We start from the raw sequence: 20419 nt of genomic DNA on the forward strand, positions 1-20419 counted from the left end.
CCTTTCTTTATAGGAAAGATAACACAATTTAGGGCGTATATTCAACCGCGGGAGATTATTTGCTGAAAAAAAAAACACGCTGTGGTAAAATATTACGGGGAAGGACGGGCATTTTGCCCGCCCGGACAGGGCATGCCGCTTTCGGCGCAGGCTTCCGGCCTGCACGGGCGGCGGAAAATCGTAATAAAGGAGAACGTTTTTTATGATCGTTGAACCGAAAGTAAGAGGATTTATCTGCACCACGGCGCATCCCACGGGATGCAGGGCAAACGTGCGGCAGCAAATAGAATATGTAAAAAGCCAGCCGAAGACGAACGGCCCGGGGCGGGTGCTCGTTATCGGCAGTTCCACCGGCTATGGGCTCTCGTCGCGCATCGATCTTGCGTTTTCATCCGGCGCGGCGACCATCGGCGTGATGTTCGAGCGCCCGGCAAGCGGCAAGCGCACGGCTTCCGCGGGGTGGTATAATACCGCTGCGTTCGAGGAATTTGCGCATGCGGACGGGCTGTATGCAAAGACCATCAACGGCGACGCTTTTTCGCGCGGGGTCAAGGAACAGGCGGCGGAACTGATCGAAAAAGACCTGGGGCAGGTGGATATGGTGGTGTATAGCCTCGCGTCCCCGCGCCGCACCCTTGCGGACGGGACGACGGTTTCTTCCACGCTCAAGACCACGGACAGCGATTACACGAATAAAACCATCGACCTTGCGACGCGCAGGATCACAGAAGTGACGGTTCCGCCCGCGACAGAGCAGGAGATCGCGGACACGGTGAAGGTCATGGGAGGGGAAGACTGGAAGGAATGGATCTCCCTGTTGTCTGAAAAAGGGCTGCTCGCGCCGGATGCGGTAACGCTCGCTTATTCCTACCTCGGGCCGGAGCTCACGCATCCGATATATATGGACGGTTCGATCGGCCGGGCAAAGGAGCATTTGTTCCGCACCTCGCAGGAGATCACGCAGGAGGTTCCGGGCGTTACGGCCTATATTTCCGTCAATAAGGCGCTGGTCACGCAGTCGTCCGCGGCGATCCCGATCGTGCCGTTGTATATTTCCATCCTGTACCATGTGATGAAGGAAAAAGGGACGCACGAGGGCTGTATTGAGCAGATGCACCGCCTGTATGCGGAGAAGCTGCCCGCGCTTAAGACGGACGAGCGCGGCATGCTGCGCCTTGACGACTGGGAGATGAAGCCGGATGTGCAGGCGGCTGTGCTTCGCGCATGGAACGAGATTACAGACGAGAATCTCGGGCAGCTTGCGGATGTAGAGGGCTATTGGGAGGATTTCTACCAGATGTTCGGATTCCGCATGAAGGGCGTGGACTACGCCGCGGATGTGGAAGTGGACGTACCGGTTGAAAGTATTTAAGAAAAGAGGGGAGCTATAGCATGCTGGTATTGATCGACAATGCGAATTTGAAGGAGATCGAGTCGCTCTACCGGGATTATCCGTATGACGGGGTTACGACGAATCCTTCCATCCTGATGAAGGAGCACAAAAATCCGTTTAAGGTTTTAAAAGATATCCGCGCGTTCCTGCCGGATGATTCGATGCTGCACGCGCAGGTGGTTTCGGAGGGCACGGATAAAATGGTGGAGGAAGCGCATTTCATGCTGAATGAGATACGGGAAGACCTTTTCATCAAAGTGCCAGTGACGACGGACGGCCTGCGGGCGATCCATATCCTGAAAAAAGAAGGAATCAACGTTACGGCGACTGCGGTCTATACGGCGATGCAGGCGTTTATGGCGGCCAAGGCCGGTGCGCGCTATACCGCGCCGTACGTCAACCGGCTCGATAATATGGGCGCGGACGGCGTACAGGTGGCGAAAGATATCCATGATATGTTCCGCATCCACAATATGGAGGCGGACGTGCTTGCCGCGAGCTTTAAAAATTCCCAGCAAATCCTGAACCTGTGCAAGCATGGGATCGGCTCGGTAACGGCGGCGCCGGATGTTCTGCGCGCGCTTACCTACCACGACGCCACCTTTACCGCGGAAGAAAATTTCACGCATGATTTCTATTCGCTGCTCAACGAGGTGGAAGGCACACATTTGAAATGACGGCGCTTTCCCGGCAGGTGGGAACAGGAATGAAAATGATCCCTCTAGCGCCCCCGTGCACGCGAAGGAACATGCGCGGCAAAAGATGTCGCGAAGAGGTTGGGGAAAAGACGGGAGGAGAAGGAAAATGACAATGGAAAAAGCAAGGGCGCAGCAGGAAGCATGAGGTCTGCCGGTCTGACAGCATAATGCGGAAGATAATACTGTATTGATAGACGGAGTTTTGTACGAAGGGGGTAGAGGAGTTCCCGGAAAAAACTTCGCAGGATAGGCCGGGGAGGTCTTTGCGTAGATATCAGATAAAGGAAAGAAAAAACGGACGGCCTGCTTTGAAGGCCGCCCGTTTTTTCTTTTGCGCAGTCAAACGGTCCGGAATCCTTTTGCGCCCGGCCTTAGCCGATCGCTTCGTTAATTTGGTAAGACGCGGTGGTGAATGTTTTTCCTTCGGCCGTCATGCTTTCGGGGAGGGAAAACGTAAGCGTTGCCGTCCGGCCCGGGCCGATCGTGGTTTCCGACGAGGTCATCTGTGCGCAGATAATGCCCGAATCGTCAGAAAACAGCGCGGTCGCACTGATCCTCTGGCATACAAGCGTCGACGAATTCGTAATCGTCAGCGTATATTCCGTATCCGTGCTGTTTTCCGCGACCGCCAGGTCCTTTGAGATATCCGTATACTGGTTGGCGTTCATGGTGACGGATATGCTCGCCGTAACGGCGGGGGGCAGGTCTCCGCTTCCCTTTTCGACGGGGACGATGATCTGGCTGCCAGGTGAAAACTGGTAAAAGTCGTATGGCTTTTCGCCCTCCGGATAATTCACATGCACCGTAACCACAGGGATCGTAACATCGTTTCCGTTCTGCACCTGGACGATCATGTTGTTTCCGCTGATCATCGTGGTTTTACAGCTGATGCGGTCTGCATACTTCTGCAATGCGTTATTAATTTCCTGCTCGTCATAGACGGAAGCGCCGTCCTCTTCCTTAACGGCTTCCTTGGGAACGATTCCCTCTTCCACCAACTCCTGCATCTGCTGCTGGTCAAGCGTGGAAGTCGCTTCTGCGGAAGGCTCCTCTGCCGGGGCTGCCGCCGCTTCGGACTGGTCTGCGCTTTCCGCTTCCCCTTCCGTCCCCCCTGCCGCCGCTTCGGCGGGCTCGGAGGTCCCCACAATTTCCAGCTTTCCCATGCTTGGAACAGCGCAAGCCGTAATGCCAAGGGCCGTAACGAGCAAAACGGCCGTCAGCACAACAAATTTTTTCATAAGGGCTCCTATACTGTCGTAAGCGCTAAAACCACAAGGGTTTTCGGCCAACGGTACTCTTTGTAATGCAATTATAACAGATACAGAAATTTTGTGTTACAATAAGGAGTGGATTTTACAAATTATTCACGAATTAGGCTTAGTAAAGCCTTTCGGCCTTCGCGCCTTAAGGAAAGGAAAGAGGCATAATGGTATACGATACGGTAATCTTTGATTTGGACGGCACGCTGCTTAATACGCTCATGGACCTTAAAGACAGCCTGAACTATGTGCTTGGAAAAAACGGGTTCCCTGAGCGCACCGCGCGGGAAGTACGCGGCTTCCTCGGAAACGGGGTCAGGGTCCTCCTCAAATCTTCGCTGCCGGAAGGAACGGGCGAAGCGGATATGGAAAGGTGCCTTGCCGAATTCAAGGCGCGTTACGCCCTGCACCTGCGGGATAAGACCTGCCCGTATGACGGCGTGATATCCGTATTGAAGGCCCTGGCAAAAATGGGCGTGCGCACGGCCATCGTATCGAACAAATTCGATCAGGCGGTAAAGCTGTTGAGCAGGGAATATTTTGACGGCCTCGTGGAAAGCGCGGTAGGAGAAAGTGAAACAGTACGCAGGAAACCCTCGCCGGACGGTGTGCTTGCGGCAATGAAAGAGCTTCGCGGAAAGCGCGAAACCACGCTTTATGTAGGGGATTCCGAGGTAGATGTCGAGACCGCAAAAAATGCGGGGGTGAAATGCGCGGGCGTGACATGGGGGTTCCGGGACCGCGGCGTGCTTGAGGCGGCGGGCGCCGATTATATCATAGACCGCCCGGAAGAACTGCTGGAAATCGCGGCGGCAGGCTGAATATTTCGGGCCGGGCAGGCGGTTTGCCGCGGGCGGCCTTTTTTTAGCGACAAAGTGAAAATATATTTCCATATTGACATTTTATTTTTAAAAAGGTATCATAAAAATGACGGAAAAGTCCGTAAAAGAAAGAGTGGAAAGCCATGAACGGTGAACTGATACAGCTACGGCAGAATGAAATTTATGAATATATTAAAGGCCGCAACCTGACCACGATCCAGGATATCAGCGAAGCGCTCCATATGTCCCAGTCCACGGTGCGGCGCGACCTCAAGAAGCTGGAGGAGGAGCAGAAAGTGGTCTCCTTCCACGGCGGCGTTTCCGCGCATATCGGCGACGAACCCTTTACGGAACGGAAGGTGCGCCATGCCCGGGAAAAAGAGACGGTCGGGCGGCGGGCGGCACGTCTGGTGGAATCCGGCGATATCATCTACATCGGGGGAGGGTCTTCCACTTACGCGTTCGCGTCCGCGCTCTCCTGCCGAACGAATCTTGAAAACGTGGCGGTAGTGACCGCCGCCATGAATATCGCGAATTGCTTTATGGGAAACGCGGGCTTCCAGGTGATCGTACCGGGAGGGATCGTGAAGACCTTCGACGAGAGCATGACCTCGCAGATGACGCTCGACGGCCTTTCCGCTTTTAATTTTACCAAAGCGTTCCTGGGGGTGCAGGGCCTCACGGTAGGGCGCGGCTATACGCTGCCTACCATAGAACTCGCGGAGCTTAAAAAAGCGGTGATCGCCCATACGGACCGGGTGATCCTGCTGTGCGATTATACAAAGCTCGGCAAGGTCGGGTCGTATAACATCTGCCCGGTTTCGCGGATCGATACGGTCGTGACGGACAAGCGGGGCCGGGGCGCGGGTGAGCAGGAAGCGATCGGCCGCGCGGGCGTAGATTTTATTTTTGCGTGAAAAGGAACAACATCCTTTCAAAATATGATTAAACCTAAAGGAGAAACTGGAATATGAATGCAAGAGAAGCGGCGCGCCTGATCGATATCAGCGCGGTAAGGACGCATCACACGATGAGTGACATCGAGGAGATCGTAGGGTACGCAAAGGAATATAAATTCATCAACGTGCACGTACTGCCGAACTGGATGAAGCAGCTTTCGGAAATGCTGAAGGACGTAGAAGGGGTGTATGCGGGAGGGCCGGTGGGATTTCCGTCCGGAGCGCATAAAACGGAGACGAAGGTCGTCGAGGCGAAGGGACTGATCGAGGACGGCATCGAGGAAATGGACATCGTGATGAACGTAGGACGATTCAAAAACAAGGAATACGGTTATGTGCTGAAAGAACTGAGGGAGATCATAGGGCTTGCGAAAAACGCGGGGCGTCCGATTCTCACGAAGGTGCTGATCGAGCTGAATTGCCTGACGGAAGAGGAAGCGGACAAGGCGTGCGAGATCGTCGTGTCAAGCGGAGCGGATTTTCTGAAGACGGGAACAGGCTGGGTGCCGGGAGACGCGAATATCGAACGGATCCGCAGGATAAAGAAGAACCTGGCGGGAACGGGGATGAAGGTAAAGGCGGCGGGAGGCATCCGCACGCGTGAGGAATTCGACGAGCTTCTGGAGATGGGAGTAGAGCGCTTCGGCATCAACACGCAGTCGGCGATCGAGATCGTAAAATCGTTTGAATAAGCAAGCTTGTTTTTAGCGCACGAACGGAAAAAGCGCAAAGTGAAAGCCCTGGCGCGGGACGCGGATGCGTTTGCTTTCCCAGCGGCGGTAAGGGACGCAGGGAAAGACGGGGACGCGCGGAAAAAATCCGGAGGGTCGAAACGGTTCCGGAGGATGTCCCGCGCCGGGGCGGGGCAAACTTGCCGGAAGGGCAAATAAAAGGTATCATGGAAAAATGGTCGGCCGGGGGCAGGGCCATTTTCGTTTTGGATGGGAGAAACAATGCGTAAATACGATCATATTATGTTCGACATGGATGGAACGTTCGTCGACTCAAGGAACTTTCACGGCCGCGCGTTCCAGCGCTATTTCAAACAATGCGGCAGGGAAGTGGATATGGAAGCGGTAAAGGACGCGCTTGGGGTAACGATCCTCGATATTTTCCACAGAATCGGGATCACCGGCGAGGAAGAGGACAGGGCCTTCGACCACCTGGCGGAATTTTACCAGACAGGCGCGGACGACCTGATTATGGAAATTCCCTTCGGGGAACAGGCCAAAGAGACCTTTTTCGCCCTGCATGAAAAGGGCTACCAGATGAGCGTAGTAACCAATTCCTTCACCGAGCTGACGGAGAAGGTTCTGCAGCTGCACGGCCTCAGGCACTGCTTTGTGGAGGTCGCGGGCGCGGACCGGCACTCGCTCGACAAGGAAGAGCGGTGCCGGAACCTGCTCAAAAAGTATGGGGTGGATGCAGGCCGCGCGCTTTACGTGGGCGATGCGGAGCGCGATATCGAGATCGCGAACATCATCGGCAGTGACTCCTGTTTTGCGGATGTGCCCATTGGCTGGGCAAAGGACAAACGGCGAATCTATGAAGAATTGAAGCCTACCTATACCGTAAAGGCGCTGGGCGGGCTGACAGATTTTCTATGACGGAGGAAGAAGGCGCGGCAAGCGCCACAGGCGCCGTATCCGGAAACCACCTGGCTCCGGATTCATGCTTCATACCGGCAGGAAACGAAATAAAAACAAACCGCGGCGGATTGCTTCCGCCGCGGTTTTTGCGTTTTGTCGAAATCAGAATTTTGGGATCATGATCTTTTCACCGCCCCGGAGGCACGATTCGTGGCCGCAGATGCCCGCAGCCGTAATATTGGCGGACATTTTTGCGTTCAGCAGAGGCTCGCGTTCCTCAACGATGGAGGCGATGAACTCCTGCACGAGGTGCGGGTGCGAACCGCCGTGGCCGGAACCCTGGATAAAGGAAACGTTGTCCTTATTAAGGATCACTTCCCGTTTCGTAAAGGGTTTCAGTTCATCGATCAGCAGGTCGTCCGTATCGGGCGCGTGGAACCTGCGCGCGGATTCGCCGCCCTCGAAGAGAACGGAGCCTTCCTCGGCAATCTGGTCCCATTCATAAGACATCTTTGTGCCGTATACGTCAAAGCTCTCGCGGTACTGGCGGACGGTTTCATAAAGGGAGCGTGTCGCTTCCGCAACAACGTCCGTGTCCTTAAGCCGGAATGTCAGCGTTTCACAGGCAAACGGCGAACCGTAGCGCTCTGCGAGGTCTTCGGAAATATGCCCCGAGCCGTGGCCGATAACAGACAGGGCTTCCGTCTTATTAATCATAAGCAGCGGGGAAATGGCGTGCGTGCCATACCAGAAAGGCGGGAAGCCAAGCCAGTATTCCGGCCAGCCGGTGAGCCCCATATCCTGCATATGGCTGCCGCGCACAAGCTGGATGCGTCCCATCTGTCCGCTTTCCACCAAGTGCTTTACATACAGGTATTCGCGCGTATAAACGGCGGTTTCCATCATCATATAAACCTTGCCGCTCTTCTCCTGTGCGTCGCACAGGCTTTTAAGCTCGTCAACCGTGGTCGCCATGGGTACTGTGCACGCGGTATGCTTGCCCGCCTCGAGGGAAGCGAGCGACTGCTTGTAGTGATCCAGAATGGGTGTGATGATGTGGATCGCGTCGATCTCCTTGGAAGCGCACACATCGTCGAAATTCGTGAACCGCATGGATTCCTCGATCCCCAGTTCCTCGCCCGTTTTGCGCAGCGCTTCCGGGCTGCGCTGGCAAATTGCAACCTTTCCGACATTCGGGTGTTTCTGGTAAAGCTTGACAAATTCCTTGCCAAAATTCATTCCGATTACAGCAACATTAACTTTTTTCATAAATCTCACCCCTACTCTAACAAAAATTAACTTTATTCTAGCACCAGTATTCCCCAAAGGCAAGGGACCGGCGGCATAAAAAAAGGAGTGAAAAATTTTTATGTCAAAAATAGAAATTTAAGATTGACAAGGAAAATGCAGTGTGATATTCTTTACTTAAACGATTAAGAGGGTTTACAACTCACATATTCAGATTTCTATTTCCATAAGCTCAGATGAAAAGTCCAGACGGTTTTGTGATACAGGATAGCGTGCGGCGAACAGGACGCGCCGGAACACAAAATGTTGACAGAAATCGTGCTGAGTGATATGTTAAGAAATGTGACCAACGTGTGCTCGTGCACACGAGAAAAAACGGCAGAGCGATTTTCATGGCATATGAAGCTTGGGCATGTCAAAGAAATCAGGAGGTATGGGCCGGGTATGGAGAAAAGCGGAGTTCCGGGAAACCATATGGAAAAAGGTATGGAGCGGGGACCGCAAAATCCATTTGTGACAAATCAATCTTTGAGAAAAGACAAAATTGTCATAGCCAGTTAGACTTTTAATGGTAGACTATAATACAACTAACTTTTATACGGAATTTGGAATTGAATGCTGGAATTTTAAACACCGGACTTATACCGTGGCGTTTCAGCCGACCTTGTAGACTGGAATAGAAACATAACATGCAGGATTGCCCAGTCTTAAACAGGGAGAGAAACAGGGAGGCAATCTACTGCAAAGAGGCTTGCCGCAATCGGCGATTATATATGCTCCTTGCCGCGCTGCAGTTTTTTCATGTAAAAATGTAAACGGAATGTGGAACCGGTGCAAACGGCGCCGGAAGGACAGGAATTGAATAAGTGCGGAAAAGCACTAAAATAAAAAAATATATACATTGCCAACCAACCCGGAAAGGGCGATATTAAGCACAAAAGAGTGGCTGAAAATAAAAAAAGCCACCCAGAATGAGTGGTTAATAATGTATATCTATATGACCAAGCCAAGTTAGTTTTAAACGAAAATTTTGTATGGAGGTGAGAAAATGGCACAAGAAATTTTGAAGCTGTCAAACATTTCTAAAACATTTCCCGGCGTGAAAGCCTTAAACGGCATCCAGTTCAGCCTGAACGCCGGCGAAGTGCATTGTATCTGCGGCGAGAACGGCGCGGGGAAATCGACGCTGATCAAAATTATTTCCGGCGCGTACCAGCCGGATACGGACGGAGCCATTTATTTTGAGGGGAAACAGGTGAAGCTCGATCCTTTTTCAGCGATGAATCTTGGTATTCAGACGATTTACCAGGAGCATAACGTGTTCGAGACCCTGAGCATAACGGAAAACATTTTTTCCGGTATGGAGATCACAAAAGGCGGGATCATGCAGAAGCAGGAGATGGAGCAGAAAACGCGCGACGTCCTCGAATATCTGCACAGCAACCTGAAGCCGGAACAGATCGTAGGAAAACTTTCCTCCGGCGAACAGAAGATCGTAGAAATCGCCAAAGCCCTGGTGTTTGACCGCAAGGTCATTATTCTCGACGAACCGACAGCGTCCTTCTCGGCGTCCGAGATCGACAACTTGCTTGAAATCGTGCACAAAATAAAAGCGCGCGGCATGGGCATCATTTATATTTCTCATCACCTGGACGAAGTATTCAAGATCGCGGACAAAATCACGGTGCTTCGCGACGGCCAGTATATCAAGACGATCGGCGTTGGCGAAACGGACGAACCGCACCTGATCCGTGATATGGTCGGCCGCGATGCTTCCGCATTCTACAGCCGTGAATTCTATCCCAAGGGAGAGACGGTCCTCGAGGTCAGCAACCTCACGGGCAACGGCGTAAAGAACGTGTCGTTCAAGTTGAACCGCGGCGAAATCGTCGGGTTTGCCGGGATGGTCGGCTCCGGGCGGAGCGAACTGATGACGCTGCTCTTCGGCGGCGCGGAAAAACTGACCGGCAAAGTGAAGGTGCTTGGCAAGGAGGTCAACTTCAAGAACCCCAGCGACGCGATCAAGCATAAAATGTGCTATATTACGGAAGACCGCCAGCATACCGGCCTGTTTCTGATCCACACCATTGCGCGCAATACGCTGATTGCCAACATGGTCAATACGAAGGGGTCCTATATCAATCCGAAGCAGGAAATGAAGGTAGGGGATGAATTCGTTAAAAAGCTGGGCACCAAAGCGAAAGACGCATCCGTCCTCGCGGGCAACCTTTCCGGCGGCAACCAGCAGAAGGTAGTTCTTGCGAAATGGTTCAACACGGATGGGGAAATCTTCATTTTCGACGAACCGACCCGCGGCATCGACGTCGGCGCGAAGCAGGAAATCTATCAGATCATGATGGACCTCTTAAAGCAGGGCAAAGCGATTATCATGGTTTCCTCGGATATGCCGGAGGTCGTTTCCATGAGCGACCGCGTTATGGTCATGAAAGCCGGGGAGTTGGTAGGCGAGCTTAACCGGGATGAAGTTTCCGAAGAAAATATTCTTGAGTATTCAATAGGGGGTAAAAAAATATGAAGCAGCCATCTTCTATTTCCGAAAAAAAGCCGTCCGTTTTCAGGAGCAGTGACCTGGCGATGGTACTCACCATCCTGATCGGCTTTGTGGCGGTCATGTTCGTGATCGAACTGGCCGGCGGACAATTTAAATTTTTCACAGCAAACAACTGGCTCAATATTTTGATGCAGAACGCAGTAATCGGCATCATGGCTATGGGCATGACGATCGTCATGATCTCGGGCGGCATCGACCTTTCGGTCGGGTATCTGGCGTCCCTCGGCGGTATCTTTATCGCGAAGGGCGTTGTAGACTGGGGTATTCCGATCGTCCCGGCCGTTATCCTCGGCATCCTGATCTGCGTGGGCCTCGAAGCGATGCTTGGCGCGATCATCGCCCGGCTGGAAGTGGAACCGTTCATCATCACCCTCGGCGGCAGCATCGCCTTCCGCGGAATTGCGCTTTTGATGTGCCAGTCCCGTGAGGTCGTTATGAGCGGCCAGCTCGAAGGGTTCAAGACCAACCTGATCGAGGGCGCAAAGGCGCCGGACGGCCTCAGCATGACGCTGCCCATCTATGTCGTGATCTTTATCGTCATAGCAGTTATTGTATGGTGGGTGCTGAAATATACAAAATACGGCCGCAGGATCTACGCGGTCGGCGCAAACCCGAGTGCCGCCTACCTCGCGGGTATCAATGTAAAGAATATCAAGCTATCATCTTATGTCATTAACGGCCTGCTGGTGGGCCTTGCCTCTGTCCTGCTGCTCTCGCGCGTCGGCACTGCGATCATCACAATGGGTGAACGTATGGAGATCGACGTCATCGCGGCGGTCGTTATCGGCGGCGTGGCAATGTCCGGCGGCAAGGGCAACGCGATGGGCACGTTCCTCGGCGTCATCCTTCTCGGGGCGATCACCAACGGCATGACGGTCTTAAAGCTCCAGTCCGAATGGCAGTTCGTCGCCAAGGGCGCGATCATTATCGCGGCGGTCGCTGCAGGCGCGATCTCTTCAAAAATCGCGGCGCGCGGCGAGGTTCGTCAGCAAAAACAGGAAGCGCTGGCGGAACAGGCTGGCGAAGGCAAAGAATAACGGTCTGATATTGGCAGGACATCCTGTTGATATAAAAGTGTGTGTATGAATTACATTATCCCTGTAATTTGTGTAAGTGAGCACACATGGAACTAAAATTATAGGAGGAAAAAAGTATGAAAAAAATTATTGCTATTGTCGTATGCGTAGCAATGTCGGTTGCACTGTTCGCAGCTTGTGCACCGGCAACAGAGACTCCGTCTGCGGAAGCATCCACGGAAGCATCCGCATCCACGGAAGCATCCGCGGAAGCGTCCACGGAAGCGTCCGAACCTGCTGCTTCCGGCGAAGCAAAGACGATCGGCTACTACAAAGATGCGGCTGATGACTATTACAAAGCTGGTTACGAAGTATTCCTGGAATGCCTGAAGGCAGATCCGGAAACTGCGGATTGGGAAGTAATCGACAAAGTTGGCCAGGGCACCGCTCAGGAACAGCTGGCTGCAGTCGAAGACTTCATCACGGCAGGCGTTGACGCGATCGTAGTGGTCCAGAACTCCCCGGAAATTACGGCAGAGTGCATCACGAAGGCGAATGAAGCGGGTATCCCGTACTTTGCCCTCACGCATGCCCCGAGCGTTCCGGCTGGCGGCGAGCTCGCTGGTTTCGTAGGCTATGACTTCGTTGAGACGGGCGTTATGGCGGGCGAAGATGCCCTTACCTACAACAACGGCGAAGGCGTTAAGAAACTGGTCATGGTAGAAGGCAAGCTCGGTCAGGGCACGGCTTCCGCTCAGTCCCTCGGTTTCCTGCAGGCTTATGAAGAAGCCGGCAAGGATATCGGCGGCACGGCAAACGATGTTGCTGTAAACAAGACCGAAGGCGGCGCAGACCTGCAGATCGTTCAGTGGTCTTCCGGCGACTGGATGGCTGATCCGGCGAAGAAGGTTGTTGCCGACGTAATCACGGCGCTTGGCGCTGACGGTTTCGACGGAATGTATGTACAGAACGACGAAATGATGGACGGCGCGATCCAGGCTCTCGAAGAAGCTGGCCTCAACCCGGCCGACTACTGGCTCGGTTCTTCCAATGGTAAAGAGAAATCCTGGAAGTGGGCTGAAGAAGGCAGAGTAACGATGGACGTTAACCAGACGCCCGCGCTCGAAGGCGACCTGCTTTATCAGATGCTGAAAGCATACTTCAATGGCGATGAGTACAGAAAGTATGTTTCCCCGTACCTGACCCCCTACAACTCCTCTAATGTTACGGAGCTGACGCTTGTTCCTTATGATGCAACTGCTTACATGGAACTGAGACCCGACATCGTTACGGACATCAATGATCCGAAGTTTGAAGATGCGGAAGCGCTCATTACGTTTAACTAAGGAAAAAGAATCTATTAGTTAGAAAACATAACGAATTGATTCACTTACAAAAGGGATAAAACCGGGTCCTTAGAGCATCCGCTCTAAGGACCCTTCTTTTGTAAGCACCGGCAGGGCAAACGGCCGGCGGGCGGAAGGGCGAAACCTGTCCGACGGCAAAAAAGACGGGAAAAGCGGAACTGCGGATTGACAATAAAAATGCGGTATGTTATTCTTTGGTTAAACGATTAAAAATAAACGGTATTACACAAAATCAAAGGAACGGCGTAAGGATGCGAAGGTCTGCGCGAACAGGTTTTCGGGAGATTGCCGGGACCTTTGGGACTATTCCCGGCAGGCCATTCCCACAGCAAGGTCAAAAGGCCGGGGCAGGCTGCCCGGGATCGTGCGGCCTAGACAAATTCATCTTGAAGAAAAGACAAAAATGTCATAGCTATTTCGTTTCCCGGTGCTACACTATAAAGTAAGAAAGAATAGGTTTATTTCCCCGGGGGCAGAATTGAATAGCAAAGGGCAGGAAACCAGGAGCGGAGCGTCCGTTCGAGCCAGCCGCCGTCCGGCGGAAAAAGTTTCCGTATCCGGGCAAAAAAGCGGGCGGAAACGGAATAATCTTGCTATAATAGAAGCAGGCAAAGCAATTCAAAAACAGGTTCCAACTTGAATTTTTCAAGCTGACGATAAAAAGACTAAAAACGAAGGGAGTAATAGTGATGGCAAGACCAGTTACATTAATGACGGCACAGTGGGGCGACATGGATTTTGAAACCCTGTGCAAGACGGCAAAGGAAATGGGATATGACGGGCTCGAAATCATGTGCTGTTCGCACATCGATCCCAAGCGTGCGGCGGAGGACATGGACTATTGCAATGAGCTCAAAGGCACGATGGAGAAATACGGCCTCAAGACGTGGGCGCTCGCGGCCCATATTGTGGGGCAGTGCGTGGGTGACAAGTGGGATCCGCGCCTCGACAACTTTGCGCCCTCGGAGCTTGCAGGCAAGCCGGAAGAGATCCGCAAATGGGCGGTCGAGACGATGATGTATGTCCCGAAAGCGGCCAAGAACATGGGCGTAGACGTTGTAACGGGCTTTATGGGCTCGCCGATCTGGGCATATTGGTATTCCTTCCCGCAGACAACGGAAGAAATGATCGATGCGGGCTACCAGGAAATCGTGGACCTGTGGACGCCTATTTTTGATGAATTCGATAAATACGGCATCCTTTTTGCGCTCGAAGTCCATCCGACGGAGATCGCATTCGACTATTACACGGCGGAGCGCCTGCTCGAAGAATTCGATTACAGGGAAACGCTGGGCTTCAACTTCGATCCGTCCCACCTGCTGTGGCAGGGCGTCAACCCGACGATCTTCCTGCGTGACTTCATCGACAGGGTGTACCACGTACACATGAAAGATGCGGCGGTCACGCTCGACGGACGTGCGGGCATCCTCGGCTCCTTCATTACCTTCGGCGATACGGCACGCGGCTGGAACTTCCGTTCCCTCGGCCACGGCGATGTAAATTTTGAAGAGATTATCCGCGAGCTGAACCAGTACGGTTACGACGGACCGCTTTCGGTCGAGTGGGAAGACAGCGGCATGGAGCGTATCTATGGCGCGACAGAAGCCTGCGAATTTGTGCGCGGGGTCGACTTCAAGCCGTCCGACGTGGCGTTCGACAAGGCGATCGCAAACGACTGAGAGATCTGAAATTTCATTTGCAGGGCGCATGGGGACGGCCCGGCCGTTCCCCCGGCGCGCTGGTGTTTTAAGGAGGATTGAATCATGGAACGTAAATTGAGATATGGTATGATCGGCGGCGGCCCCGGCGCTTTTATCGGCGGCGTACACCGCGCGGCGGTCCGCCTGAACGACGAGGCGGAGCTTAAGGCGGGCTGCTTTTCTTATATTGAAGAGGAGCGCCAACAGGCAGGACGCGAACTCTGCATCGATCCGGACCGCAACTATACGACGTTTGAAGAAATGGCGGAGGCGGAAGGAAAGCGCGAAGACAAGATCGACTGGGTGGATATTGTAACGCCCAACAGGTTCCACTATCCGGCAGCGAAGCTGTTCCTCGAGCAGGGAATCAGCGTTGTGTGCGAAAAGCCGCTGTGCTTCACGGTAGAAGAGGGCGAAGACCTTAAAAGGACCGCAAAAGAGCATGGCTGCCTTTTCTGCGTGACCTATACCTACACGGGCCATGTGATGGCGCGCCAGGCGCGGGCAATGGTGCAGAAGGGCCAGATCGGCGATATTCGCATGGTCATGGCGGAGTATCCGCAGGACTGGCTTCTGGATTCGCTCGAAACGATCACGGAAGACAACAAGCCGTGGCGTGCGGACCCGAAGCTTTCCGGACGCGGCGCGTGCGTGGCGGACCTTGGAACGCATATCGAAAACTGGGTCAATTATGTAACGGGTCTCAAGATCGACAAGCTGTGCTGCAACCTTGACGTATTCGGCAAAGGCGGCGTGCTCGACAATAACGTCGAGGTCATGGTGAAATATAAGGGCGGCGCGACGGGCATGTATTGGACGTCGCAGGTCGCGATCGGCTTTGACAACGCCCTCAAAATCCGTATTTTCGGCGAAAAGGGAACGCTCGAATTCGTACAGGAGGAAAACAATTACCTGCGCGTTTCCATGCGCCACGAACCGCCAAAGATCTACAGCCGCGGCTGCGGATACCTCGAAGAGGAAGCGGCGAAATATGTGCGCGTCCCCTGCGGGCACCCGGAGGGCCTCACCGAAGCGTTCGCGAACATCTATAAGGATTTCTGTGCTGCGCTGCGCGATAAGCTCGACGGCAAGGAAGTGGACGAAGCAAGCTATGGCTATCCGACCATCGATATGGGCATCGAAGGCGTGGAATTCTCCAACAAGTGCGTAGACAGCTCCGAAGCTGGTTGCGCCTGGGTCACGATGGAAAAATAACAAAAAACGATATGCGGTTGGCGTGCAGCGGCCAAGACCAAATGAGGCCGCCGGGAAGCGGGCGCGGCCCCCTTTCCGTCGCCCTGCCGCCGCGCTGAAAAGCAGGAGGACAACAATATGAAATTCGGTATGGTATCACTCGCTTGGCAGTCGCCGTTCAGCGACGCGCTCGGGCAATTCAAACTGGCAAAAAAATACGGCTGCGACATCTATGAGATCGTGCCCGAAGACTGGTCCACGATCGATGTAGATGCGATCAACGCCGCTAAAGCGGAAACGGGCATTGAAACGCCCACTATCACAGGTGCGTTCGGCGATACGCGGGATATGTCTTCGGACAATCCGGAATACCGTAAGGGCGGCATCCAGTATGTCAAAGACATGGTGGACTTTGCCGTCAAGATCGGCGCGAAAGTCGTTGCCGGCCCGATGTATTCAGCGGTAGGCAAGGCGCGCCAGATTACGGAAGACGAAAAGAAACAGGCTTGGGACTGGGCGACGGAAAACCTCAAAGAGTGCGCGCAGTATGCACAGGATAAAGGGATAAGGCTTGGTATCGAGCCGCTCAACCGTTTTGAGACGGATTTCATCAACACGGTGGAACAGGGCCTCGACCTCATTGGCCGCATCGGCTACGATAATGTGGGCTTCCTGCTCGACACCTTCCACATGAACGTGGAGGAATCCAATATCCCTGCTGCGATCCGCGCCGCGAAGGGTAAGATTTTTGACTTCCACACGTGTGCGAACAACCGTGGGACACCGGGCGAAGACAACTTCAACTGGGAGGCGATCGCCGCGGCGATCAAGGATGCGGGCTATGACGATTACTGCCTGATCGAATCCTTCACGCCGGACTGCAAGGAGATTGCGAAGGCGGCGTCCGTATGGCGTCCGTTCGCGGAATCACCGGAAGCGATTGCAGAAAACGGCATTCCGTTCCTGAAAAAAGTATTTAAATAAAATTGGATCGTTCCCGCGCGCCCCTTCGGAGGGATGCGCGGGAGCAAGAGAAGCAAACCGCGCGGATATTTCCTGTCCGCCTTTTTGCGGGGGGGCCGAAAAAAGCGGTCTCCCCGCAAAAAGAGAGCTAAAATGATTGACAAAGCCGAAATTGATATGGTATAGTCTAATTAAACGATTAAGAAGGCTTCGACTCAAACAATTTTCAGTCAGTACGCACCGGAAAACGGTCGATATAAGCGTTCGTACGATAGAGGAACCCAAACAATGGTAAGAATGAAAGATGTTGCGGAACATGCAGGAGTCTCTGTTGCAACGGTATCCAATGTAATCACGGGGAAAAATTTTGTCAGCCCCACAGTAAAAAAAAAGTAGAAAAATCGATTAATGAGCTTGGCTACAAGGTCAATTTACTTGCGCGGGGGCTGAAGGTAAAGCACACGCATACGATTGGCGTCGTACTTCCCGATATTACGAAAATATTTTTCCCGAATGTGCTCAAGGGGATCGAGACGGCGGCAAAAAAGGCTGGTTACCGGGTGAACTTCCTGTCGAGCAATTTTGATTTTGCGACGGAGCAGGAGAGCATAGAATATCTGAAGGCAAGCTATGTGGACGGGATCATTATCGATTCCTGCTGCAAGGCGGAATATCTGGCCCGGTGGGCCGGGGAATTGGCGGAGGAAAACAGCGGGGAGCGTTTCCCGGTGGTCTCTATGGAACAGGTCATGGACTCTTCCAAGATATCTTCGGTACTGGCGGACTACCAGCGGCTGAGCAAAGCGGCGGCCGCCCACCTGATCGGCCAGGGTAAGAGGAACCTCCTCTATATCAAGGTCGGGAAAGAGCTTACGCACGGCCAGGAGCGTTATCAGGGATACCTTGACGCGCTGGCGGAAAATGGAATCCCGTTCCGCAGCGAATTCGTACTCGAAGCGGACTTTTCGGCACTCTCGGCCTATGAAGCGACGAAGGCGGCCCTCGGAAAAGGGCTGTGCTTCGATGCCATCCAGACGCTGAACGACCAAATGGCCATCGGCGCCCTCAAGGCGCTGAAAGAAGCGGGGATCGCGGTTCCCGGGCAGGTGGCGATTGCGGGCTGCGACAACATTTTTGCAAGTACGCTCGTGAGTCCGCAGATCACGACGATCGACTTGCCAAAATATGAGCTCGGCTATACGGCGTTCGAGGAACTGAAACGGCTGATGGACGGGGAAGGCAAGACGGCCCCGCGTTCGATCATTTTGGAAGCAAAACTGATCGTGCGCCAGTCCACCGTTGCGGACCAGCCCGGCGACTGGAACCTTTCCATGTGGTAACATTTTATTTTCACATACAACATGTTTTTTCGGTATTGCATACGGGCGCGGAAGGCGGCGTGGGGACGAGTTTTTACAGGAGTCACTTAATCGATTAAGAAGGGGCCGGCACGGATAAACAAGGGAAAACAGCAAGGCTTTGGCATTTACGGGGCCTTGGATCATAGTTTCAAATAAATCTGAAAAGAGAGGTGGACAATATGAAAAAAGTATCGATTGGAAGCTGGGCATATGTATTTGGGGCGTTTGCAGACGATCCGGTTCTGCTCCCGCAACTGTGCGAGAAACTGAACGAACTTGGATTCGACGGGATCAGCATGGGCGGGTTCAAGCCGCACGCGAATCCCGAGCTGTATGACACGCCTGAAAAAAGGGAAGAGCTGAAGCAGCTTCTTCAAAAATACAACCTTGAAGTGGCGGATTTCGCCTGCGACCTGTGGAGCCTCGATTCCCTGAAGCAGCCCGAGGAATGGATCGCCCTGTTTGAAAAGAACGCGGAATTCGCGTCACAGATGGGCTTTAAGACGATCCGCGTGGACTCCGGCACGGAGCCGGTCCTGCCTGAGGGGATGACGTACGAACAGGCGCGCGCAAAAATTGTGGATAACTTCAAACGCATCGCAAAGATCGCGCAGAAATACGGCCTCGAGGTCGTTTGGGAATTCGAGCCCGGTTTCATGATTAACGAGCCGAATTATATTGTCGAGACATATGAAGCGGTGAACGAGCCGAACTTCAGCATCCTGTTCGATACCTGTCACGGGTATATGTCCGCGGTTATGGGCGCGCGCCACATCGAGCCGAATAAGCTTGAAGGCGGCCTTGTGGAATTTATCGAAATGCTGAAGGGCAAGATCGGCCTTGTACATGTGATCGATTCGGACGGCACGCTTAACGTGGCGAACACAAGCACGCATGCGCCGTTCGGCCTCGGCAAGGTAGACTTTGACGAAGCGATCCCGGCCCTGCTCGAAAAAGCGGACTATAAAGGCGACTGGTGGGCGATCGACCTGTGCGAATGGCCGGATGCGTGGAACGTGACAGCAGACTGCAAGGCGTTCGTGGACGGGTTCAACAAAAAATACTGCGGCTGAAGGGTGACGACATGGAAGCAAATGAAATCAGAAATATTCTGGAGCGCGGAGAAGGAATTCTTTCCCTCGCTCCTGCCTGGGTGCCCCGGCCGTTCAACCGTCCGGGAAAGCGGATCCGCCTGCACCCGGACGATTATTATGCGATGGGCCTTAGGCGCGGCGCAATCGTGGAACGCTGGTTCTCCTCCATTACGAAGGTAGAGACCGAGGGCGCGGAAGAATTCGAGGGCATGAGCTTTGTCAACGTGGACGGAAACGCGGACCATCTTGTTCTGTTCAAGGAGTTCGTGGAGACGCTGGGCGCCGAGCTGATCGGCGAAAAGCTGGTGCAGGATTATGGAACATGGCCGATGTATTCCAAATTTTATGATTACAACGAGCCGCTGTTCCACCATGTCCACCACCGTGAGGAGGCGTGCGCAAAGGTTGGCGTTATGCCTAAGCACGAGCACTATTTCTTTCCCAAGCAATATAACAACCACCTCGGCATCCGCCCGGTGACCTATTTTGGTTTTGATCCGTCGGTCACGAAAGAACAGGTAAAGGAACGCCTGTCGAAATTTGAGACGGCGGACGGACGCATCCTTGAGCTGTCCCGCGCGTTCCGTATGGAGCTCGGTACAGGCTGGTTCACGCCTGCGGGCGTGGTGCATGCGCCCGGTTCCCTGTGTACCTACGAGCCGCAGTGGAACAGCGACGTGATGGCAATGTGGGAAAATATCGTGGAAGGCGAAGTGTTTGGTTACGAGAGTCTGTGCGGCTATGTTCCTGCGGGCAGCGAACGCGACCTCGACGCGATTATGGACGCGGCGGACTGGGAGCTCAATACGATCGCGAACTATCGTGAGAAATTCTTCCGCCCGCCGGTCACGGATGAGGCCGGCGAAGGCTTCAAACAGGATTGGATTTGCTACGGCAACGATTTTGTCGCGGCGAAGGAGCTGACGGTCGATCCGGGCGCGGAAGTTCTCATCAGGGATGCGGCGGCTTACGGCTGCCTCGCAGTGCAGGGCCGCGGGCAGTTTGGGAAATTCGTCATCGAAACCCCCACGCTCATTCGCTACGGCCAGCTGACGGCGGACGAATTCTTTGTATCGAACGCGCGCGCGCGCGAAGGCGTGCTGGTGAAAAACACCTCGCCTGTGGAACCGCTCGTAATCCTCAAGCATTTCGGGCCCGACTGCGGGATGCCGCAGGTATGAATTA

Annotated in this window: 19 protein-coding genes; 17 read left to right on the plus strand and 2 right to left on the minus strand. The window is 53.7% G+C overall.

Annotated features, from left to right (window positions below; translation table 11 throughout):
• The first annotated feature begins 81 nt into the window (after nucleotides 1-81).
• From B1H56_RS15000 to B1H56_RS11625, 3 genes are read left to right on the plus strand one after another with little or no spacing between them, the layout of a single operon-like run.
• The gene (locus B1H56_RS15000; protein WP_279221297.1) at nucleotides 82-213 is read left to right on the plus strand and encodes a hypothetical protein; all 132 of its coding nucleotides are present in this window, start codon (nucleotides 82-84) and stop codon (nucleotides 211-213) included.
• Entirely contained in the window at nucleotides 203-1372 is a 1170-nt protein-coding gene (fabV, locus tag B1H56_RS11620; protein WP_066519999.1) for an enoyl-ACP reductase FabV, read from the plus strand. The genes B1H56_RS15000 and fabV overlap by 11 nt, the downstream gene beginning before the upstream one ends.
• 20 nt (nucleotides 1373-1392) lie before the next feature.
• Nucleotides 1393-2070, plus strand: coding sequence for a transaldolase family protein (locus B1H56_RS11625; RefSeq protein WP_066520001.1), 678 nt, complete (start codon nucleotides 1393-1395; stop codon nucleotides 2068-2070).
• A gap of 392 nt (nucleotides 2071-2462) precedes the next feature.
• On the opposite strand, the gene B1H56_RS11630 is transcribed toward B1H56_RS11625, so the two are convergent.
• Nucleotides 2463-3329: a hypothetical protein gene (locus tag B1H56_RS11630; RefSeq protein WP_066520003.1), complete on the minus strand. Its 867-nt coding sequence runs from the start codon at nucleotides 3327-3329 to the stop codon at nucleotides 2463-2465.
• A 188-nt stretch (nucleotides 3330-3517) separates the two neighbouring features.
• On the opposite strand from B1H56_RS11630, the gene B1H56_RS11635 reads away from it, so the two are divergent.
• From B1H56_RS11635 to B1H56_RS11655, 4 genes are all read left to right on the plus strand, one after another.
• A complete protein-coding gene (locus B1H56_RS11635; protein WP_066520006.1) occupies nucleotides 3518-4171 on the plus strand; it encodes an HAD family hydrolase in 654 nt (217 codons plus the stop codon).
• Nucleotides 4172-4314: 143 nt separating this feature from the next.
• Nucleotides 4315-5088: a DeoR/GlpR family DNA-binding transcription regulator gene (locus tag B1H56_RS11640; RefSeq protein ID WP_066520008.1), complete on the plus strand. Its 774-nt coding sequence runs from the start codon at nucleotides 4315-4317 to the stop codon at nucleotides 5086-5088.
• Nucleotides 5089-5141: 53 nt separating this feature from the next.
• Nucleotides 5142-5822, plus strand: a complete 681-nt coding sequence (gene deoC, locus B1H56_RS11645) for a deoxyribose-phosphate aldolase (protein WP_066523788.1) — start codon at nucleotides 5142-5144, stop codon at nucleotides 5820-5822.
• Nucleotides 5823-6083: 261 nt separating this feature from the next.
• On the plus strand, nucleotides 6084-6737 hold the full coding sequence (locus tag B1H56_RS11655; RefSeq protein WP_066523537.1) for an HAD family hydrolase: 654 nt from the start codon (nucleotides 6084-6086) through the stop codon (nucleotides 6735-6737).
• A 144-nt stretch (nucleotides 6738-6881) separates the two neighbouring features.
• Here B1H56_RS11655 and B1H56_RS11660 read toward each other — a convergent pair whose 3' ends face one another.
• On the minus strand, nucleotides 6882-7988 hold the full coding sequence (locus tag B1H56_RS11660; RefSeq protein ID WP_066523536.1) for a Gfo/Idh/MocA family protein: 1107 nt from the start codon (nucleotides 7986-7988) through the stop codon (nucleotides 6882-6884).
• Between the two features lie 1027 nt (nucleotides 7989-9015).
• Between B1H56_RS11660 and B1H56_RS11665 the strand changes: the two genes are divergently transcribed.
• The 10 genes from B1H56_RS11665 (at nucleotide 9016) to B1H56_RS11710 (ending at nucleotide 20415) form a co-directional block, all read left to right on the plus strand.
• Nucleotides 9016-10503 carry a sugar ABC transporter ATP-binding protein gene (locus tag B1H56_RS11665; protein WP_066523535.1) on the plus strand — a complete coding sequence of 496 codons (1488 nt, stop codon included), beginning with the start codon at nucleotides 9016-9018 and terminating at the stop codon, nucleotides 10501-10503.
• Nucleotides 10500-11576 carry an ABC transporter permease gene (locus tag B1H56_RS11670; protein ID WP_066523534.1) on the plus strand — a complete coding sequence of 359 codons (1077 nt, stop codon included), beginning with the start codon at nucleotides 10500-10502 and terminating at the stop codon, nucleotides 11574-11576. The genes B1H56_RS11665 and B1H56_RS11670 overlap by 4 nt, the downstream gene beginning before the upstream one ends.
• Nucleotides 11577-11692: 116 nt before the next feature.
• Nucleotides 11693-12901, plus strand: a complete 1209-nt coding sequence (locus B1H56_RS11675; RefSeq protein WP_066523533.1) for a sugar ABC transporter substrate-binding protein — start codon at nucleotides 11693-11695, stop codon at nucleotides 12899-12901.
• 710 nt (nucleotides 12902-13611) lie between these two features.
• Complete coding sequence (locus B1H56_RS11680; RefSeq protein ID WP_066523532.1) at nucleotides 13612-14601, plus strand: sugar phosphate isomerase/epimerase family protein; 990 nt, start codon at nucleotides 13612-13614, stop codon at nucleotides 14599-14601.
• Between the two features lie 84 nt (nucleotides 14602-14685).
• Nucleotides 14686-15837 carry a Gfo/Idh/MocA family protein gene (locus B1H56_RS11685; protein WP_066523527.1) on the plus strand — a complete coding sequence of 384 codons (1152 nt, stop codon included), beginning with the start codon at nucleotides 14686-14688 and terminating at the stop codon, nucleotides 15835-15837.
• A gap of 117 nt (nucleotides 15838-15954) precedes the next feature.
• Entirely contained in the window at nucleotides 15955-16800 is an 846-nt protein-coding gene (locus tag B1H56_RS11690) for a sugar phosphate isomerase/epimerase family protein (RefSeq protein WP_066523526.1), read from the plus strand.
• Nucleotides 16801-17067: 267 nt separating this feature from the next.
• Nucleotides 17068-17175 (plus strand): LacI family DNA-binding transcriptional regulator, encoded by a 108-nt coding sequence (locus tag B1H56_RS11695; RefSeq protein ID WP_082770986.1) that lies wholly within the window; start codon nucleotides 17068-17070, stop codon nucleotides 17173-17175.
• Nucleotides 17176-17249: 74 nt separating this feature from the next.
• A complete protein-coding gene (locus B1H56_RS11700; protein WP_258106739.1) occupies nucleotides 17250-18119 on the plus strand; it encodes a substrate-binding domain-containing protein in 870 nt (289 codons plus the stop codon).
• Between the two features lie 200 nt (nucleotides 18120-18319).
• Complete coding sequence (locus tag B1H56_RS11705) at nucleotides 18320-19213, plus strand: sugar phosphate isomerase/epimerase family protein (protein ID WP_066523524.1); 894 nt, start codon at nucleotides 18320-18322, stop codon at nucleotides 19211-19213.
• Between the two features lie 11 nt (nucleotides 19214-19224).
• Entirely contained in the window at nucleotides 19225-20415 is a 1191-nt protein-coding gene (locus B1H56_RS11710) for a cupin domain-containing protein (protein ID WP_066523522.1), read from the plus strand.
• The last annotated feature ends 4 nt before the right edge of the window (nucleotides 20416-20419 follow it).

This window comes from Christensenella minuta (assembly GCF_003628755.1).
GTDB classification, from domain to species: domain Bacteria; phylum Bacillota; class Clostridia; order Christensenellales; family Christensenellaceae; genus Christensenella; species Christensenella minuta.

Excerpts from the sequence above, each read along its gene's own strand:
- fabV (WP_066519999.1), top strand. The coding sequence starts at position 203 with ATGATCGTTGAACCGAAAGTAAGAGGATTTATCTGCACCACGGCGCAT.
- B1H56_RS11625 (WP_066520001.1), top strand. The coding sequence starts at position 1,393 with ATGCTGGTATTGATCGACAATGCGAATTTGAAGGAGATCGAGTCGCTC.
- B1H56_RS11630 (WP_066520003.1), bottom strand. The coding sequence starts at position 3,329 with ATGAAAAAATTTGTTGTGCTGACGGCCGTTTTGCTCGTTACGGCCCTT.
- B1H56_RS11635 (WP_066520006.1), top strand. The coding sequence starts at position 3,518 with ATGGTATACGATACGGTAATCTTTGATTTGGACGGCACGCTGCTTAAT.
- B1H56_RS11640 (WP_066520008.1), top strand. The coding sequence starts at position 4,315 with ATGAACGGTGAACTGATACAGCTACGGCAGAATGAAATTTATGAATAT.
- deoC (WP_066523788.1), top strand. The coding sequence starts at position 5,142 with ATGAATGCAAGAGAAGCGGCGCGCCTGATCGATATCAGCGCGGTAAGG.
- B1H56_RS11655 (WP_066523537.1), top strand. The coding sequence starts at position 6,084 with ATGCGTAAATACGATCATATTATGTTCGACATGGATGGAACGTTCGTC.
- B1H56_RS11660 (WP_066523536.1), bottom strand. The coding sequence starts at position 7,988 with ATGAAAAAAGTTAATGTTGCTGTAATCGGAATGAATTTTGGCAAGGAA.
- B1H56_RS11665 (WP_066523535.1), top strand. The coding sequence starts at position 9,016 with ATGGCACAAGAAATTTTGAAGCTGTCAAACATTTCTAAAACATTTCCC.
- B1H56_RS11670 (WP_066523534.1), top strand. The coding sequence starts at position 10,500 with ATGAAGCAGCCATCTTCTATTTCCGAAAAAAAGCCGTCCGTTTTCAGG.
- B1H56_RS11675 (WP_066523533.1), top strand. The coding sequence starts at position 11,693 with ATGAAAAAAATTATTGCTATTGTCGTATGCGTAGCAATGTCGGTTGCA.
- B1H56_RS11680 (WP_066523532.1), top strand. The coding sequence starts at position 13,612 with ATGGCAAGACCAGTTACATTAATGACGGCACAGTGGGGCGACATGGAT.
- B1H56_RS11685 (WP_066523527.1), top strand. The coding sequence starts at position 14,686 with ATGGAACGTAAATTGAGATATGGTATGATCGGCGGCGGCCCCGGCGCT.
- B1H56_RS11690 (WP_066523526.1), top strand. The coding sequence starts at position 15,955 with ATGAAATTCGGTATGGTATCACTCGCTTGGCAGTCGCCGTTCAGCGAC.
- B1H56_RS11695 (WP_082770986.1), top strand. The coding sequence starts at position 17,068 with ATGGTAAGAATGAAAGATGTTGCGGAACATGCAGGAGTCTCTGTTGCA.
- B1H56_RS11705 (WP_066523524.1), top strand. The coding sequence starts at position 18,320 with ATGAAAAAAGTATCGATTGGAAGCTGGGCATATGTATTTGGGGCGTTT.
- B1H56_RS11710 (WP_066523522.1), top strand. The coding sequence starts at position 19,225 with ATGGAAGCAAATGAAATCAGAAATATTCTGGAGCGCGGAGAAGGAATT.